Source organism: Streptomyces sp. NPDC060184 (assembly GCF_042728795.1).
In the GTDB taxonomy this organism is placed as follows: domain Bacteria; phylum Actinomycetota; class Actinomycetes; order Streptomycetales; family Streptomycetaceae; genus Streptomyces.
The window spans coordinates 52,404-69,642 of record NZ_JBHWYX010000008.1 but is presented as its reverse complement, the minus strand read 5'-3'; the positions used below and the strand labels follow the sequence as shown (position 1 = coordinate 69,642).

Annotated in this window: 14 protein-coding genes; 8 read left to right on the top strand and 6 right to left on the bottom strand. The window is 74.9% G+C overall.

Annotated elements, in window-relative coordinates; genetic code table 11:
* Positions 1 to 127: 127 nt before the first annotated feature.
* Entirely contained in the window at positions 128 to 703 is a 576-nt protein-coding gene (locus ACFWEE_RS07800) for a TetR/AcrR family transcriptional regulator (RefSeq protein WP_386887434.1), read from the bottom strand.
* Positions 704 to 960: 257 nt separating this feature from the next.
* Here ACFWEE_RS07800 and ACFWEE_RS07795 point away from each other — a divergent pair, with 257 nt between their 5' ends.
* Both ACFWEE_RS07795 and ACFWEE_RS07790 read left to right on the top strand, forming a co-directional pair.
* Entirely contained in the window at positions 961 to 1,878 is a 918-nt protein-coding gene (locus ACFWEE_RS07795; RefSeq protein WP_386887432.1) for a phosphatase PAP2 family protein, read from the top strand.
* Complete coding sequence (locus ACFWEE_RS07790; protein WP_386887352.1) at positions 1,875 to 3,050, top strand: DMT family transporter; 1,176 nt, start codon at positions 1,875 to 1,877, stop codon at positions 3,048 to 3,050. The genes ACFWEE_RS07795 and ACFWEE_RS07790 overlap by 4 nt, the downstream gene beginning before the upstream one ends.
* A 78-nt stretch (positions 3,051 to 3,128) precedes the next feature.
* On the opposite strand, the gene ACFWEE_RS07785 is transcribed toward ACFWEE_RS07790, so the two are convergent.
* The 3 genes from ACFWEE_RS07785 to ACFWEE_RS07775 form a co-directional block, all read right to left on the bottom strand.
* Positions 3,129 to 3,872, bottom strand: a complete 744-nt coding sequence (locus tag ACFWEE_RS07785) for a LamG-like jellyroll fold domain-containing protein (protein ID WP_386887351.1) — start codon at positions 3,870 to 3,872, stop codon at positions 3,129 to 3,131.
* Positions 3,873 to 4,056: 184 nt separating this feature from the next.
* A complete protein-coding gene (locus ACFWEE_RS07780) occupies positions 4,057 to 4,647 on the bottom strand; it encodes a PadR family transcriptional regulator (RefSeq protein ID WP_386887349.1) in 591 nt (196 codons plus the stop codon).
* 48 nt (positions 4,648 to 4,695) lie between these two features.
* Positions 4,696 to 6,711, bottom strand: coding sequence for an FAD-dependent oxidoreductase (locus tag ACFWEE_RS07775; RefSeq protein ID WP_386887347.1), 2,016 nt, complete (start codon positions 6,709 to 6,711; stop codon positions 4,696 to 4,698).
* A 241-nt stretch (positions 6,712 to 6,952) separates the two neighbouring features.
* Here ACFWEE_RS07775 and ACFWEE_RS07770 point away from each other — a divergent pair, with 241 nt between their 5' ends.
* Both ACFWEE_RS07770 and ACFWEE_RS07765 read left to right on the top strand, forming a co-directional pair.
* Positions 6,953 to 7,486 carry a DoxX family membrane protein gene (locus ACFWEE_RS07770; protein ID WP_386887345.1) on the top strand — a complete coding sequence of 178 codons (534 nt, stop codon included), beginning with the start codon at positions 6,953 to 6,955 and terminating at the stop codon, positions 7,484 to 7,486.
* Positions 7,487 to 7,560: 74 nt separating this feature from the next.
* Positions 7,561 to 8,403: a DUF1206 domain-containing protein gene (locus tag ACFWEE_RS07765; RefSeq protein ID WP_386887343.1), complete on the top strand. Its 843-nt coding sequence runs from the start codon at positions 7,561 to 7,563 to the stop codon at positions 8,401 to 8,403.
* Between the two features lie 141 nt (positions 8,404 to 8,544).
* On the opposite strand, the gene ACFWEE_RS07760 is transcribed toward ACFWEE_RS07765, so the two are convergent.
* Both ACFWEE_RS07760 and ACFWEE_RS07755 read right to left on the bottom strand, forming a co-directional pair.
* The gene (locus ACFWEE_RS07760) at positions 8,545 to 9,924 is read right to left on the bottom strand and encodes a cryptochrome/photolyase family protein (RefSeq protein WP_386887341.1); all 1,380 of its coding nucleotides are present in this window, start codon (positions 9,922 to 9,924) and stop codon (positions 8,545 to 8,547) included.
* A gap of 148 nt (positions 9,925 to 10,072) precedes the next feature.
* Positions 10,073 to 11,653, bottom strand: a complete 1,581-nt coding sequence (locus ACFWEE_RS07755) for an SDR family oxidoreductase (RefSeq protein ID WP_386887339.1) — start codon at positions 11,651 to 11,653, stop codon at positions 10,073 to 10,075.
* Between the two features lie 892 nt (positions 11,654 to 12,545).
* Here ACFWEE_RS07755 and ACFWEE_RS07750 point away from each other — a divergent pair.
* Genes ACFWEE_RS07750 through ACFWEE_RS07735 form a run of 4 tightly spaced genes read left to right on the top strand, consistent with a single transcriptional unit; the run spans position 12,546 to position 17,228 of the window.
* Entirely contained in the window at positions 12,546 to 13,649 is a 1,104-nt protein-coding gene (locus tag ACFWEE_RS07750; RefSeq protein ID WP_386887430.1) for a polyprenyl synthetase family protein, read from the top strand.
* Positions 13,646 to 15,175 carry a phytoene desaturase gene (locus ACFWEE_RS07745; RefSeq protein ID WP_386887337.1) on the top strand — a complete coding sequence of 510 codons (1,530 nt, stop codon included), beginning with the start codon at positions 13,646 to 13,648 and terminating at the stop codon, positions 15,173 to 15,175. The genes ACFWEE_RS07750 and ACFWEE_RS07745 overlap by 4 nt, the downstream gene beginning before the upstream one ends.
* Positions 15,172 to 16,206 (top strand): phytoene/squalene synthase family protein, encoded by a 1,035-nt coding sequence (locus ACFWEE_RS07740; RefSeq protein WP_386887335.1) that lies wholly within the window; start codon positions 15,172 to 15,174, stop codon positions 16,204 to 16,206. Before ACFWEE_RS07745 ends, ACFWEE_RS07740 begins: the two co-directional genes overlap by 4 nt.
* A complete protein-coding gene (locus tag ACFWEE_RS07735) occupies positions 16,203 to 17,228 on the top strand; it encodes a DUF5914 domain-containing protein (RefSeq protein WP_386887333.1) in 1,026 nt (341 codons plus the stop codon). Before ACFWEE_RS07740 ends, ACFWEE_RS07735 begins: the two co-directional genes overlap by 4 nt.
* The last annotated feature ends 11 nt before the right edge of the window (positions 17,229 to 17,239 follow it).

Sequence of the window (17,239 nt, the reverse complement as noted above, 5' to 3'; positions counted from 1 at the left end):
TTCCGGGTACGCGAACGGCCGGCGTCTTCGGTGGAAGTCGCCGGCCGTTCGGGGTGCGCCGCCCCCGTCCCCACGGTGCGGCGCGAGCGAGCCGTTCCCTCCGCTGGGATGGACGGCCCACGTTTCGTCAGGGCTCGTCCGGAGGTGTCTCCAGTCCGAGCCCGGGCAGGATGGCCTTCTCCGTGAACCGCACCAGGTACTCCGCGTCCGCGTGCCGGCTGTCGAGCAGCGGCCGTACGCGCACCATGCCGAACAGCTGGGCCGCGACGTACTCCGCGGTCGCGCAGTCGGGGGCGATCTCGCCGCGCTCGCGGCCCCGGCGGACCATGGCCTCGATCGCCGCGATCTCCGGCAGTACGAGGGATTCCCGCATCGCGCAGAGCAGCTCCGGGCTCTGCAGGGCGGCGTGGCTCAGAGCGTGCACCAGGGTGGTGTCCAGGCCGGAGCGCGCCCCGATCGCCCGCGCCGCGGCCAGCAGATCGCCTGCCAGGGAGCCGGTGTCGATGTGGGCGAGCGATCCGCGCCGGGTGCTGTGGAGCGCCGCGACGACCAGCTCGGGCTTCGACCCCCACTGTCGGTAGAGCGTCGACTTGCCGCAGCGGGTCCGTGCGGCGACCCCCTCCATGGTGAGGGATTCGTACCCGCTCTCGCGGAGCAGTTCCAGCACCGCCCCGTACAGCTCCTGGGCCCGCTCCGGTGTGATTTTCGACCTAGGTGACCGGGGTGAGGGTGCCGCCGTCTCCGGTGTCCCGGAGTCCGGACTTTCCTGTTTTTCCTGCTTGTCATGCGTTTCCTGCACGGAGTCCCGGGTTGGCACGGTTCGTTCCTCCTGGGCTCGGCAGTACAACGCTTCGATACGCCAGTGTACCGATACGTTTGCGTATCGGTACACTGGCGTATCGATCGGGTGTGGACCGGACCACGCCCAGGCACCACCGCATCGTCAGTAAAGGGGCACGGGTGATGTACGCCCGCAGAACGCCTGTGGAACGGGAGCCGGACGCGTCGGCCCGCCCGCCCCTCGTACGCGAATTCCTGCTCGTCGTCGGGCTCTTCCTCGTCTACAAGCTCGGCCGCCAAGCGGCCAACGGCCATGTCGACGAGGCCTTCCACAACGCCGGACACGTCTGGAACGTCGAACGGGCGCTCGGCCTGCCCGGAGAGGGCGACGTCCAGGGGCTCCTGCTGCACAGCGAGACCCTGATCCACCTGGCGAACACCTACTACGCGGTGGTCCACTTCCCGGCCACCGTGCTGTTCCTGGTCTGGCTGTACTGGCGCCACCCCCACCACTACGTCTGGTCCCGCCGAATACTCGCGGCGCTCACCGGCGCCGCCCTCGCGCTCCACCTCCTCTTCCCGCTGGCCCCGCCGCGCATGCTGGCCGCCGCGGGACTGGTCGACACCGGCCAGGTCTACGGACCCACGGTCTACGGCGCGACGCCCACCACCGACACCATGGCCAACCAGTTCGCCGCGATGCCGTCGCTGCACTTCGGCTGGGCCCTCATGGTCGCCGTCGGACTCGTCGCCGCCGGCCGTTCCCGGTGGCGCTGGCTGTGGCTGGCCCATCCGCTCGTCACCCTGCTGGTGATCGTCGGCACCGCCAACCACTACTGGCTCGACTCCCTCGTCGTCTCGGCCCTCCTCGCCCTCGCGCTGGCCGCGATCCCGCTGCACCTGCCGTCCCGGGCGGTACGGCTCCGAGGCCCCTGGCCCTCCGCAGCCGCGGCCGGATTCGCCGCTGAGACCCCCGCGGCCTACGCCGCCGGTCTCCCCGCCCCCGCCGGAAGCCCCGATTACGGCGGGAGCCCGGCCTACGCCGGGGGCGCCCAGGCCCCGCAGCGGACCCTCACCTCGCCCGGAGCCGGACGGTGAACGCCACGCTCGTCGCCATCCTCTTCTGCCTCGTCTCCGCCGTGGCCTACGCCGCCGCGGCCGTGGCCCAGTCCCGGCTCGCCGGGCGCACCGAACCGGGCACCGGCGGACTCCGGCTGCTCGGACGCGGCGCCTGGTGGGCGTCGGTCGGGCTCAACGCCACCGGGGCCCTGTTGCACGTGGCCGCCCTGAAGTACGGGCCGCTCACCCTGGTCCAGCCGCTCGGCGCGCTCACCCTGGTGGCTGCCGTACCCCTCGGCGCCCGCACCGCCGGACGCAAGGTCAGCGGCACCGAGTGGCGGGGCACCGCCCTCACCCTCGTCGGACTGGCCGCCCTGCTGACGGCGGCGGGCGGCGCCGCCCCGCACGAGACCCTCGGCCTCGGCGAAGCCCTCGGCGTCGGGGCGGTCACACTCGCCGTGGTGTCCGGCCTCGGCAGGCCCGGAGCCCGCCCCGGACTGCGGCACGCCGCAGCCTCCGGGATCACCTCCGGGGTCGCCTCCGCGCTGACCCAGACCCTGACGGTCGCGCTCACCGCGCACACCTCGGACGCCCTGCTGACCCCGCGCACCGTGGTCGTGGCCCTGCTGGTCGCCGCCTTCTCCATGGGCGGGCTGCTGTTCTCCCAGACCGCCTACCGCGACGGCCTGGGCGCACCGCTCGCCGTACTGACCCTGGCCAACCCGGTGGCCGCCGCCGTGATCGGCATGGTGCTGCTCGGCGAGCGCCTCCAGGGCGGCCCCCTCAGTCTGATCCCGGCGGGCGTGGGCATCGCGCTCTCGGCGTGCGGAGTGATCCTGCTCAGCAAGGCGCAGTCCGAGATGCAGGCCGAGACGCAGTCCGGGACGCGGTCCGAGACGCAGTCCGGGTCGCGGTCCGGGACCGAGTCCGCCGGGCAGACCGCCGCGCAGTCCGGGGAGGGGCGCCCGGCCGGGCAGCCGGAGCCCGCGCCGGTACCCGAGGCGGACGGCCCGGCGGGGCCCCTGCCCGCAGCCGCGTCCGTGCCCGCCCCCGTCTCCGTACGGGGCCGCCATCCGGCCTCTCCCGTGCCCGCCGTCCCGGGCGTCCGCCGGAGGGCGGGAGTCTGGCGGCGCACGGTCATCGGGAGCCCCAGGTCCCTGGAGCGGCCGGTGGCCGACAGCCCCGAACCCGCTGCCGCCGCCGGAAGCTGACCGGGCACCGGAGGCGTGCGCCCGCGCTCTCCGGCCGGCCGGGCCGGAGAGCCGCACCCTCAGCTGTCGTGGAGCGCCTCAGACGCCGGTCATGACGGCGTGGTGGACCAGAAGCCGCTCGGCGGTCAGCTCGCGCGGGTAGACGGCGACCTTGCCGACGGCGCCCAGGAAGAAGGAGCGCAGGCTCGCCGTACCGATGCGCACGGGGGACGGGGTGTCGCCCGGCACGATCGAGTAGTCGGCGAGCGCGTCCTGGTCGCGCAGCCTCCCGTCGCGGTAGATCTTCGTGAAGCCGGTCGGGTAGGAGGGTCCGGCGGGACTGGTGTTGATCACCAGGGCGTAGTGGATCCACTCCCCGGGATACAGGGTGTCCTGGAAGTAGGAACCGGCGCCCAGCCCGCCGGTGGGGTTGAAGGCGTATCCGGAGACGCGGTTGGCGCGGCCCTCGGTGTTGTCGGCGCTGTAGATCCGCGCCGTCCATTCGGCCTGGTTGACCGTCGCGTAGCTGAGCTTTCCCAGCCAGTGGACGTATCCGGTGCCTTCGCTCGCCGGGAAGACGAGGGTGTCGGGACGGAACCAGGCCTCCACCGTCAGCGCCCCGGTCGTCGACACCGAGAGGGAGCGGTCGTCGGGGACTTCGACGTACTGGTCGGGGGTGCCGTCGAAGAGGGTGGCGCTGTCGCCGTTGGGCAGATGGCTGTGGGACGGCGACCCGTGGAACACGGCGCGCGGCCCGCCCGGGGACAGCTCCGTACCGGCGCCGCCCAGCCGGAGGTAGAGGACGGGATTTTCGGCTTCGATCAGTTCGTCGTACGCGCTCACACGCGCCTCCCCTGGGACTGGGCCGGTCCGTCGGCCGCGTCGGCCCAGGTTAGGACGGCCCGCGGCGCGTGCGGGAGGGCGCGAAGGCCGTACCGGGCGGAGCCGCCGGGACCCCGCACGCGGGCGCGCGGGACGGGGAAGCGCACGTCGGCCCGGTCGGCCGGGCCCCGCCCGCCGGGGACGGTCACCGGCTGTCGCGGGGCGCGGCTTTGTCCCGCACGGTGTCACCCACGGCTCCCTCCGGGCCGGCGAGCCCTTCGATCGCCCCGGTCAGCCAGGTGATCCAGAAGCTCTCCAGGTCGATGCCGCCGCGCAGCACGAGGTGGCGGAGCCGGTCGTCCTGGCCCGCCCTCCGCTCCGGCGGGAAGTCCCGCTCCTCGATCTCCCGGTACTCCGCCAGCTGCCGCCGGTGCAGCTCCAGGTGGCGGCGGAGCTCCGCGCCGAGCCCGGGCGCCCCGACGACCGCCGCCGCCCGCATCCGCAGCAGCAGCGGATCGCGGACCGGCTTCGGGTCCTCGGGGAGCGCCACCCAGGCCGCCAGCTCCTCGCGGCCCGCCGGCAGCACCTCGTACTCCTTCTTGCTGCCCCTCGCGGGCCGGCCGGGCCGCAGGGCCCTGATCCGCCCGGCCTGCTCCAGCCTGCCCAGCTCGCGGTAGATCTGCTGGTGCGTCGACGACCAGAAGTAGCCGATCGACCGGTCGAACCGGCGGGTGAGTTCGAGCCCGGACGACGGCTTCTCCAGCAGAGCGGTGAGGATCGCGTGCGGCAGTGACATGGGGTGCATCCTACGAACGCGGGCCCGGGGACCGGGCCCGGAGCGTGCTCAGAGCGAGGCGGCCAGCTCCGTGCCCTGCCGGACGGCCCGCTTGGCGTCGAGTTCGGCCGCCACGTCGGCGCCGCCGATCAGATGCACCGGCCGGCCCGCCGCGACGAGCTCCTCGTACAGCTCCCGGCGCGGTTCCTGGCCCGCGCAGAGCACGACCGTGTCGACCGGCAGCACATGCTGCTCGCCGTCCACGGTCAGGTGCAGTCCCGCGTCGTCGATCCGGTCGTAGGTGGCGCCCGCGATCATGGTGACGCCCCGGTGGCGGAGCTCGGTGCGGTGGATCCACCCCGTGGTCTTGCCCAGCCCCGCGCCGACCTTGGTCGCCTTGCGCTGGATCAGGTGGACCGTGCGCGGCGGCCTCGGGCGCTCCGGCAGACGGAGCCCGCCCCGGTGGGCGTAGGCGGTGTCCACGCCCCAGCTGCGCAGGAAGGCCTCGGGGTCCTGGCTCGTGCCCTCCCCGGAGTCGGTGAGGAACGCGGCGACGTCGAAGCCGATGCCGCCCGCCCCGACGACCGCGACCCGGTCGCCGACCGGCGCCTTGTCGCGCAGCACGTCCAGGTAGCCGACCACGCTGGGGTGGCCGGCCCCCTCGATGGGCGGGGTGCGCGGCTCGACCCCGGTGGCGAGCACCACCTCGTCGTAGCCGTCGAGCGTGTCCGCCCCGGCGCGGGTGGAGAGCCGTACGTCGACCTCCAGCTCGCGCAGCCGGGTGCGGAAGTAGCGCAGCGTCTCGTCGAACTCCTCCTTGCCGGGCACCTGGCGCGCCACGTCGAGCTGGCCGCCGATCTCGTCGGCCGCCTCGAAGAGGGTGACCGCGTGGCCGCGTTCGGCCGCCGTGACCGCGCAGGCCAGTCCGGCCGGTCCCGCGCCGACGACCGCGACGCTCCGGCGGGTCCGGGTGGGGGAGAGGACCAGCTCGGTCTCGTGGCAGGCCCGGGGGTTGACCAGGCAGGACGTGATCTTGAGGCTGAACACGTGGTCCAGGCACGCCTGGTTGCAGCCGATGCAGGTGTTGATGGCGTCGGAGCGGCCGGCCGCCGCCTTCGCCACGAACTCGGGGTCGGCGAGGAAGGGCCGGGCCATCGACACCATGTCCGCGCGGCCCGAGGCGAGGATCTCCTCGGCGACCTCGGGGGTGTTGACCCGGTTGCTCGTCACCAGCGGTACGGAGACCGCGCCGCGCACCTTCTCGGTCACCCAGGTGAACGCACCGCGCGGCACCGACGTCGCGATGGTGGGGATGCGGGCCTCGTGCCAGCCGATACCGGTGTTGATGAGGGTCGCCCCGGCCGCCTCGACCGCGCGGGCGAGGTGCACGACCTCCTCCAGGGTCGAGCCGTCCGGCACCAGGTCGAGCATGGAGAGCCGGTAGATCAGGATGAAGTCGTCGCCGACGGCCTCGCGCACCCGGCGCACGATCTCGACCGGGAAGCGCACACGGTTCTCGTACGAGCCGCCCCAGCGGTCGGTGCGGTGGTTGGTCTCCGCCACGACGAACTCGTTGATGAGGTAGCCCTCGGAGCCCATGATCTCGACGCCGTCGTACCCGGCCCGTCGGGCGAGGACGGCGGCGCGGACGAACTCCTCGATCGTCTCCTCGACCTCCTCGTCCGTCAGCGCGTGCGGGGTGAAGCCGCTGATCGGCGCCTTGAGGGCGCTCGGCGCCACCAGGTCCGGGTGGTGCGCGTACCGGCCGAAGTGCAGGATCTGCAGCGCGATCCGGCCGCCCGCCTCGTGCACCGCCGAGGTGATCCGGGTGTGCTCCTCGGCCTCCGCCCCGGTGGTCAGCTTGGCGCCGCCGGGCGCGGAACAGCCGCGCTCGCTGGGCGCGATGCCGCCCGTGACGATGAGGCCCACACCGCCGCGGGCGCGCTCGGCGTAGAACGCGGCCATCCGCTCGAAGCCGTTCTCGGCCTCTTCGAGACCGGTGTGCATCGACCCCATGACCACCCGGTTGGGGAGGGTGGTGAATCCGAGGTCCAGGGGGCTCAGCAGCGTGGGGTAGGGGCTCATGGGGGTCTCCTCGCGCGATGTCGTCCCGCCAGTTGTAGAGGACCGGGACGTCATTGTGCAACTAGTTGCACAATGACGTACGTCGCATCCGGGCGCCCGCCCGGGATGCCCGGGGACGCCCCTCGGCGTCTCTCGCGCGACCGCGCGGGCATCCCCCGTACGGAGTAACCGGCCGCGCCCCCGCAACGGCGCCGCGCGACAGTGGAGCGGTACCCCGTCCGCCTCGTTCCCGGGAGCTTCCATGGCCTGTCTCAACCGGCGTGACCTCGGCCTGCTCGTCCTGCGCGCCGGCACCGGCGCCGTCCTCGCCGCCCACGGCTCCCAGAAGCTCCTGGGCTGGTTCGGCGGCGGAGGGGTCGAGGGCACCACGGCCGCCATGGAGGCCATGGGCTTCCATCCCCCCAAGCACAGCGCCGTCGCCGCCGGGCTCGGCGAAGCGGGCGGCGGCGTGCTGCTCGCGCTCGGCCTCGCCACCCCGGCGGCCGGAGCCGCCGCCGCCGGAGCGATGGCCGGCGCGGTCGCCGTGCACGCCCCCGCCGGATTCTTCGCGCAGGGCGGCGGATACGAGTACCCGGCGTTCCTCGGCTTCACCGCCGCCGCGATCGGCATCGCCGGCGCCGGACGCTACTCCCTGGACCACGCCACCGGCCACGCGCTCGACAAGCCGTGGGTGGTCGCGCTGGCCTTCCTCGGCACCGCCGCGGCAGCCGCCGCCGTCGTCGGCAAGCGCGCGAAGGCGCAGAGCGCCCCGCCCGAGGAGCCCGAAGCGGTCTGAAGCCCGGTTCCTCCGCCGCCCCGGATTCCGCGGGCCCTGGCATTGATCCGCCGTTCAGGGGCACCCGTCGCTCCATGACGAGTGCGACAGCGGAACGCGGACGAGAACGGGCCCGGAGCGCGGCCGACGGGAAAGCGGTCGAGACGGCGGCGCGCGCCGGGTTCGTCGCGCGTGGGGTGATCTACCTGCTGATCGGGGTGCTCGCCCTGCGCGTCGCCTTCTCCGGCGGCGGTGGGGGAGAGCAGGCCGACCGGGGCGGCGCGCTCAAGGAAGTGGCCGAGCAGCCCCTGGGAGTCGCCCTTCTGTGGCTGCTCGGCATCGGCGTCGTCGGCATGGCGCTCTGGCGGCTCTCCGAGGCACTGTTCGGCCAGGCCGGCCCCGACGGCCACAAGCCGGTCAAGCGGATCGTCGCCGCGGGACGCTGCGTCTTCTACGCCTTCGTCGCCTACTCCGTGCTCTCCTACGCGGCCGGGGACAAGGGCAGCGGCAGCGGATCGAGCGACAAGAAGACCGACGACGTCACCGCCAAGGCTCTGGACTGGCCCGGCGGCCAGTGGATCGTGGGCGCGGCCGGAGCCGTCGTCGTGGGCGTCGGACTCTGGATGGCCTTCCGGGCGGTGACCCTGAAGTTCCGCAAGCACCTCGACATGTCCGGCAGCGGAGAGAAGACCCGCCGGGCCGTCGACGTGGTCGGTGTGTTCGGAGGCGCGGCCCGGGGCGTCGTCTTCGGCACGGCGGGCGGGTTCGCGATCGCCGCGGCCGTCCAGCACGAGCCCGGACAGGCCAAGGGCATGGACGACACCCTGCGCTCCTTCACCGACACCCCCGCCGGACCCTGGCTGCTCGCGCTCATCGCCCTCGGACTGGCCGCCTTCGGGCTCTTCTCCTGGGCCAACGCCCGCTGGCGCAAGGTCTGACACCCCACCCACCCCTGCCTCACAGACACGGCCCCGCCGGGCACCCCCACCCACCGGCGGGGCCGTCCCGCGTCCGGGCACCCGGGCGGTGTCCGGCCACGCGGGCCGGACACCGCCCCCGCGACGGGAAGGGCCGAGCCCTCAGCGCAGGTCCCGCGCCTGCTTGAACCGGGCCAGTGAGTCCGCCAGACCGACCAGCGGATCGGGGTAGTCCAGCGCGGCGCGCTCCGCCTCCGGAAGCTTCCACGGCTCGTGCACCGCTCCGCCCGCGACGCCCGCCAACTCCGGTACCCAGCGGCGTACGTACGCCCCGTCGGGGTCGTAACGGTGGCCCTGGCGCACCGGGTTGAGCACCCGGTTGGGGCGGCTGTCCGTCCCGGTGCCCGCCACCCACTGCCAGTTGAGCTGGTTGTTGGCGATATCGCCGTCCACCAGCAGGTCCAGGAAGTGCCGCGCGCCGATCCGCCAGTCCACGTACAGCGTCTTCGCCAGGAAGCTCGCCGCGAGCAGCCGGCCGCGGTTGTGCATCCAGCCCTCGTGGCGCAGCTGACGCATCGCGGCGTCCACGACGGGATAACCGGTGCGCCCCTGCCGCCACGCCTCGATCTCGTCCCCCGCCTCCTCCTCGTCCCGCCACGTGTCGTGCTGCGTACGGTAGTTCTCGTGGGCGGCGGCCGTGCGGGCGGCGAGGACCTGGTGGTGGAAGTCGCGCCAGCACACCTGCCGCACGAACGCCTCCGCACCCGCGCCGCCCGCGCTGCGGGCCCTCCCCACCAGCTCCACCGGTGAGACGGTGCCGAAGTGCAGATGCGGCGAGAGCCGCGAGGTCGCGTCGCCCGCGAGGTCGTCGTGCGTGTCCTCGTAGGACTGGAGCCCGGATCGGCGCCACGCGGTGACCAGGGCCCGGCCCGCCTTCTCGCCGCCCTCCGCCAGGGCGGGCGAGACCCCAGACACACGTGTGCGGGACGGAAGTTCGCCGGAGCGCGCGCTGTCCGGCACCCGGACCTCGCGCGGCGGGCCGAGGGGGTCCCGCAACCGCTCCTGGGACCAGCGCCGGAAGTACGGGGTGAACACGGCGAAGTGGTCCGCCCCCGAGCCCGTCGGCCGTACCGTCCCCGGTGCGACGGCCGTCACCACCGCGTCGTGCACGTGCAACTTCGCACCGCGCGAATCCAGTTCCTCGCGCAGCCGCTCCTCACGGGCGTGGGCGTACGCGCTGACCCCGCCGGACATGTGGACGTCCCGGGCACCGGTCTCGGCGGCGACCCGGCAGACCTCCTCGGACACGTCCCCGGTACGGATCACCAGCCGCCCGCCCCGCTCGCGCAGCCCCGCGTCCAGGTCCCGCAGGCAGTCGGCGAGGAAGGCCCGCCGGTTGGGCACCGCGAAACCGGCCTCCTCCACGCGCCGGTCGAGGACGAAGAGCGGCACGATCTCGTCGCTCGCGGCCGACGCGGCCCGCAGCGGCGGATGGTCGTGCAGCCGCAGATCGGAGGTGAACAGGACGACCGAGACGGTCATGGCGCTACTCCTGGGCGGGTCGGAACAGGAACGAGGACTGGGGACTGGGAACTGAGGGAGTTTCAGGTGTGTCCGGTTCTTCCGTGCGGCGGGGCGGTCCGGATGCGCCGCCACCGGACGGCGGTGCCGTGCCGGCCGTCCGTGTCGTTCAGTTCTGCTCCCGGGGGCGGGGACGCACCGACGCGGTCTCAGCCCGGGACCGGGCCGAGCCGGGGGTCCGGGACGCGGCGCGGGCGATGTTGCGGGCCATTCCGCCGAAGACGACCGCGTGGAAGGGCGAGACGCTCCACCAGTAGGCGTGGCCCAGCAGCCCGCGCGGGTGGAAGAGCGCGCGCTGACGGTAGTGGGAGCGCCCGTCGTCCCGCTCCTCCACGTACATCTCCAGCCAGGCCAGCCCCGGCAGCCGCATCTCGGCCCGCAGCCGCAGCAGCCTGCCCGGCTCGATCTCCTCCACGCGCCAGAAGTCCAGCGAGTCCCCGACCCGGAGCCGGTCGGCGTCGCGGCGGCCCCGCCGCAGCCCGACCCCGCCCATCGCCCGGTCCAGCCACCCCCGCACCGCCCAGGCCAGCGGGAACGAGTACCAGCCGTTGTCGCCCCCGATCCCCTCCACCACCCGCCACAGCGCCGCCGGGGAGGCGTCCACGTCCCGCCCCCGGACGTCCTCGTACAGACTGCCGCCCGCCCAGTCCGGGTCCGTGGGCAGCGGGTCGCTGGGCGCGCCCGCGAGCGAGGCGGAGGACCACCGGGTGGTCACCTTCGCCTCCCGGACCCGCTGGAGGGCCAGGCCGAGTGCCTTGTCGAAGGGGAAGGGCTGACCTGGCCCGTCCGGGACGTACCGCGCGATGTCGTGCTCGCGGCAGACCACCTCGTACCTCAGCGACTCCGCGAGCGGCCGGGCGAGGGCCCGGGGCACCGGTGTGACCAGTCCGATCCAGTGGCTGGACAGCCGGGGGGTGAGCATCGGGACGGGCAGGATCAGCCGTTTCGGCAGGCGCCCGACCTCGGCGTACCGCTCCATCATCACCCGGTACGTCAGGACGTCGGGGCCGCCGATGTCGAAGGTGCGGTGCACGTCCCGCGGCATCCGGGCACAGCCGACGAGGTAGCGCAGCACGTCCCGGACGCCGATCGGCTGGATCCGGGTGGACACCCAGCTCGGGGTGACCATGACCGGCAGCCGTTCGGTGAGGTAGCGGAGCATCTCGAAGGACGCCGAACCCGACCCGATGATGACGGCGGCCCGCAGCACGGCCGTCGGCACCCCCGAATCCAGCAGGATGCGTCCGACCTCCGCGCGGGACCGCAGATGCGGGGAGAGCTCCTCCTCCGGTACGTCGCCGGGCGTCAGGCCCCCCAGGTAGACGATGCGGTCCACTCCCGCCGCGCGGGCCTGTTCTCCGAAGGTCCGGGCCGCCCTGCGGTCGGTCTCCTCGAAGCCGGACCCGGTGCCCAGCGCGTGCACCAGGTAGTACGCGACGTCGATGCCCCGCATGGCTTCCGCCAGCGACGTGGGATCGGTGACGTCCCCGCGCACCACCTCCGCCTCGGCGGCCCAGGGGAAGTCGCGCAGCTTCTCGGGGGTCCTCGCCAGACAGCGCACCCGGTGGCCGGCCGCCAGCAGCTCCGGCACCAGGCGGCCCCCGATGTAACCGGTGGCCCCCGTGACCAGGCAGTGCAGGCCCTCGCCGCCTTCCGCGGTCTGCTCGGCCGTCTCCTTGGCCCTCTCCATGGTGCCTCCGCCTCGGGATCGATTCCGGTCTTCTGCTTCCACCGTCCTCGCCCGTACGGCATTCCGCCCGGTGGGGCCCGGCCGGACGACGCTCCGACACGTCCGGGACGGCCGAATGGGTCGCGGGGCCGCTCCGGGGCCCCCGCCACCGGCCCCGGCAGCCACCGTCCGGCCGGTCGGCGTGATCCCCTCGGGAGTCAGTGCCTCGCGCCCCGGCCGGTACGGATCGGGGCCCGCCCGCATCCGCCGGACGGGGGACGCCGGAAGAGACGCGACGGGCCCGGAGGACAGGGGGTCCGTGACGAGCCCCGTACCGCCGGCGCGCCGGCCCGGCGGTGCGGGGCCCGCCCGAGCGGTACAAAGACCGATGCGACCAGAAGGACCTGCGATGCGCCTCACCCGGGCAGTGGTGTCCGCCTCTGCCGACCACCGGCGGTCGGAGCGGTCCTACGGGGGCGCGCAGCCGCCCGACCGGTCCGCCCGCCCCGCGGCGGGGACCCCGGCCGGTCCGGCCGCGCGGGAGCCGCACACCGCGGCGGCCCACGCGCACGACGTCCCGGCGGAGGGCGTCCCCGTCGAGGGGCGACACGACCGGGCGCACGACGGGCCCCCGCAGGAGCCGGACGCGGACCGCACGCGCGGGGACCGCGACGGCCGTGCCCCGGGCCGCCCGGCCGGGGCGGCCCCGCCCCGCCCCGAGGCGCCCGCCGCCGAAGGCCCCGAAGCCGCCGGATCCGCCGGACCCCTGGGTCCCGTGCGTCCTGTGGATCTTGTCGGGACCGTCGACAGCGTCGAGAACGTGGATGCCCAAGACGCCCAAGACGCCCAAGACGCCCAAGACGCCCAAGATGCCCGGGAGCCCGTCGGGTCCGTCGAGTCCGTCGACGCGGACGTGGCGGGAGCCGTCCTGCGGACCGCCCGTACGGTGCTCCGGGAGCACCTCGCCGAGGCCGCCGCCATCGACGCCGTCTTCGCCCGGGACGTGGCCCGCCGGGTCGCGGACTTCACCCTCGGCGGCGGGAAGCGCGCCCGGCCCCGCTTCCTCTGGTGGGCGATGCGGGCCTGCGGCGGCGGCGCCGGCGCGGTGGACGCGGCGCTGCGCCTCGGCGTCGCCCTCGAACTCATCCAGACCTGCGCGCTGGTCCACGACGACGTGATGGACGGCTCCGCGCTCCGCCGGGGCCGCCCCGCCGTCCACGTGGAGCTGGCGGATCTGACCGGCGGACCTCCGGACACCGCGTTCGGCACCTCGGCGGCCGTCCTCGTCGGCGACCTCGCCCTCGCCTGGGCGGACGACACCGTCGCCGCCGTCACCATGGACCCCGCCACCCGTAGCCGGGTCCTGGCGATCTGGCGGGCGATGCGCACCGAGATGGTGGCCGGCCAGTACCTCGACCTCCACGGCCAGGCAGCCGCGACCCGTACCGCCGCGCACGCCCTGCGAACCGCCTGCCTCAAGAGCGCCCTCTACTCCGTGGAGCGCCCCCTTGCCCTCGGCGCCGCGCTGGCGGGCGCCGACGACCGTACGACCGCCGCCCTCCGCGCGGCGGGCCGCAGTGCGGGCACCGCCTTCCAGCTCCGCGACGACCTGCTCGGCGCGTTCGGCGACCCGGCCGTCACGGGGAAGCCCTCCGGCGGCGACCTCCGCGACGGCAAGCCCACCTACCTGGTGGCCGTCGCACGGGAGCGCGCCGAGGCGGCGGGCGACACCGCGGTGCTCGCGGTCCTGGACGAGGGAGTGGGCGACCCCGGCCTCACCGAGGAAGGGCTCGCCCGGGTACGGGAAGCGCTCACCCTCGGCGGGGCGCGCGCCGCTGTCGAACACCGGGCCAACCGGCTCGCCGCCGAGGCCGAGGCCCGCCTCGACCTCGCCGGACTCGCCCCGGCGGGCGCCCGGCAGCTGCGCCTGCTGCTGCGGGAGACCGCGGTCGGGCGCACCCCGTCACCACCCGCGACCGCATCCGGCATCGCCCCCGAAGGAGACACCACCCGATGAGGACCGTCACCGGGCGCACCGACCACGTCGTGGTGATCGGAGCGGGCCTCGCCGGCCTGTCCGCCACGCTCCACCTGCTCGGCGCCGGCCGCCGGGTCACCGTCGTCGAACGCGACCTCACGCCGGGCGGACGCGCCGGACTGCTGGAGCGCGGCGGCTACCGCATCGACACCGGCCCCACCGTGCTGACCATGCCCGACCTCGTCGAGGAGGCCTTCGCGGCCGTCGGGCACCGGCTCGCCGACCGGCTCGACCTGGTCCCGCTCCACCCCGCCTACCGCGCCTGGTTCGCCGACGGCTCCACCCTCGACGTGCACACCGAACCGGCGGCGATGGAGGCCGCCGTCGAGGAGTTCGCCGGTGGCCACGAGGCGCTCGGCTACCGCCGGCTGCGGTCGTGGCTGGAACGCCTCTACGCCGTCCAGATGCGCCGCTTCATCGACGCCAACTTCGACTCCCCGCTGCAACTCCTCCACCCCGACCTGGCCCGGCTCGCCGCGCTCGGCGGCTTCGGCCGGCTCGACGCCCGGATCGGCCGCTACCTGAGCGACGAACGGCTGCGCCGCGTCTTCTCCTTCCAGGCCCTGTACGCCGGAGTGCCCCCGGCCCGGGCGCTCGCCGCGTACGCCGTCATCGCCTACATGGACACGGTCGCCGGGGTGTACTTCCCGCGCGGCGGGATGCACGCCCTGCCGCGGGCCCTCGCGGACTCGGCCGCCGAGGCCGGTGCCGCGTTCCGCTACGGCGAGTCCGTCAGCAGCCTGGAGCGCTCCGGGGAGCGGGTCACCGCCGTCGTCACCGACCGGGGCCGCATCCCCTGCGACGCGGTCGTCCTCACCCCGGACCTGCCCGTCAGCTACCGGCTGCTCGGCCGCGCCCCCCGCCGCCCGGGCGGCATCCGGCACGCGCCGTCCGCCGTCGTCCTGCACGCCGGAACGGACCGCACCTGGCCCGGACTCGCCCACCACACCCTCTCGTTCGGCCGGGCCTGGAAGGGCACCTTCCACGAACTCACCCGCACCGGCTCCCTGATGACCGACCCCTCGCTGCTCATCACCCGCCCCACCGCCCAGGACCCCGCACTCGCCCCGCCCGGCAAGCACCTCCACTACGTGCTCGCCCCCTGCCCCAACACCGACATCGGCCCCTCCGCCCGCACCTGGGACGAGCTCGCCCCCCGCTACCGGGACCGCCTGCTCACCGAACTCGAACGCCGGGGACTCGCCGGACTGGGCGCCGCCATCGAGGAGGAGTGCCTGGTCACCCCGGTCGACTGGACCGCCCAGGGACACGCCGCGGGCACCCCCTTCTCGGCCGCCCACACCTTCCCGCAGACCGGCCCCTTCCGCCCCCGCAACCTCGTGAGGGGCACCACCAACGCCGTCCTCGCCGGGTGCGGCACCACCCCCGGCGTCGGCGTGCCGACCGTGATCGTCTCCGGAAAGCTCGCCGCCGCCCGGATCACCGGTGCGCCGCGCCCCCGCCGCGCCACCCCGCGCCCCGTACCGAAAGGCACCTGGGTATGACCGCCCGTGAACTCGACGCGGCAGCCATCCACGACCCCGCCCTGCGCGCCGCGTACGCCACCTGCCGGAGCCTCAACGCACGCCACGGCAGGACGTACTTCCTCGCCACCCGCCTGCTCCCCGCCGACCGCCGCCCCGCCGTGCACGCCCTCTACGGCTTCGCCCGCCGGGCCGACGACATCGTGGACGACCTGACCGCCGACGCGGGCCCCGACGAACGCGCGCGGGCGCTGCTCGCCTTCGAACTGCGGCTCGCCGAGGGCCTCACGCACGGCACCGCCGACGAACCGGTGATCCGGGCCCTGGTCCACACCGCGTCCGTGTACGGCATCGACCACCGCCACTTCACCGACTTCATGGCCTCCATGCGCAGCGACCTCACGGTGACCGGGTACGCCTCCTGGAAGGAACTCGGCGGCTACACCCACGGATCGGCCGCCGTGATCGGCCTCCAGATGCTGCCCGTCCTCGGCACGGTCGTCCCCCGCGAGGAGGCCGCCTCGTACGCCGCCGACCTCGGCGTCGCCTTCCAGCTCACCAACTTCCTCCGGGACGTGGGCGAGGACCTCGACCGGGGCCGCGTCTACCTCCCGGCCGACCTGCTCGCCGCGCACGGAGTGGACCGCGAACTCCTGCTGCACAGCCGGGCGTCGGGCCGCAACGACCCGCGCGTCACCGCCGCGCTCAAGGCCGCCGCCGCGCACACCCGGGAGATCTACCGGCGGGCCCTGCCCGGCATCGCCCTGCTCGCCCCCGAGTCACGCCCCTGCATCCGCACCGCGTTCGTGCTGTACGGAGGCATCCTCGACGCCATCGAGGCGGACGGCTACGCCGTGCTCCACCGGCGCGCGGTCGTCTCCCGCGCCCGCCGCGCCACTGTCGCCCTGGACGGCCTGGTACGCGCCCTCGCCGCCCGCCCGGCCCGCCCCACCGGCGCACCCCGGCCGACGGCCCCGCGCCGCCCCCTCCCGGCGGGCCCGCCGCACCGCACCCGGGCCACCGCCGACACCGCACACGAGGACGTGGCATGACGCACCCCGGAACCGGCCGGCCCGCCCGCCGCGGCCGTATCCCGCTGCGGCTGCGCCGCGCCCCCGTGCCGTGGGAGCGCCAGCGCCCCACCTGGCGCGACGCCCGTCCCGCCCTCATCGCGAGCGCCCTCGAACACGCGCTGAGCCGCCCCTCCGGCAACTGGTACGTCATCGGCGCCTCCCGCCGCATCACCCCCGGCCGTTCCTTCGGCCGCACCGTCCGGGGCACCGAGGTCGTCGCCTGGCGCGACGCCTCCGGCCGCCTGCGGGCAGGACCCGGCGCCTGCCCGCACCTGGGCGCACCGCTGAAGGACAGCCCGGTCCGCTGCGGCACCCTCGTCTGTCACTGGCACGGACTCGCCCTGAACGGCGAGCCGTTCGCCGGGTGGGAACCGTACCCGGCCTTCGACGACGGAGTCCTCGCCTGGGTGCGGCTGGACGCGGTGGGCGGCGAGACGCCGCTGGACCGGCCCGTCCTCCCCGAGCGGCCGGTCCCCGCGACGGCCGTCGACGCGGTGTACGAGGGCTTCGGCACCTGTGAACCCGAGGACGTCGTCGCCAACCGCCTCGACCCCTGGCACGGCGCCTGGTTCCACCCGTACTCCTTCGTCGACCTGACCGTGCTCGACGTCCCCGGCGGCGACGCGGGGGACGGCCGGGACGGGTTCGCGGTCGACGTCTCCTTCAAGGTGGCGGGCCGCGTCGTGGTGCCCGTACGCGCCGTGTTCACCGCGCCCGAACCCCGCACCGTCGTCATGCACATCACCGAAGGCGAGGGCCGGGGCTCCGTGGTCGAGAGCCACGCCACCCCGCTCGGCACCGACCCCGCCGGCCGGCCGCGCACCGCCGTGGTCGAGGCCGTCGTCGCCGCCTCCGACCGGCGCGGCTTCGCGCTCGCCCGCGCGGCGGCCCCGCTGCTGCGCCCGCTGATGCGGGCCTCCGCCGGGCGGCTCTGGCGCGACGACCTCGCGTATGCCGAACGCCGCTGGGCGCTGCGCGACAGCGGGCGGTTCCCGGGCTGAGCGGGCCCTTC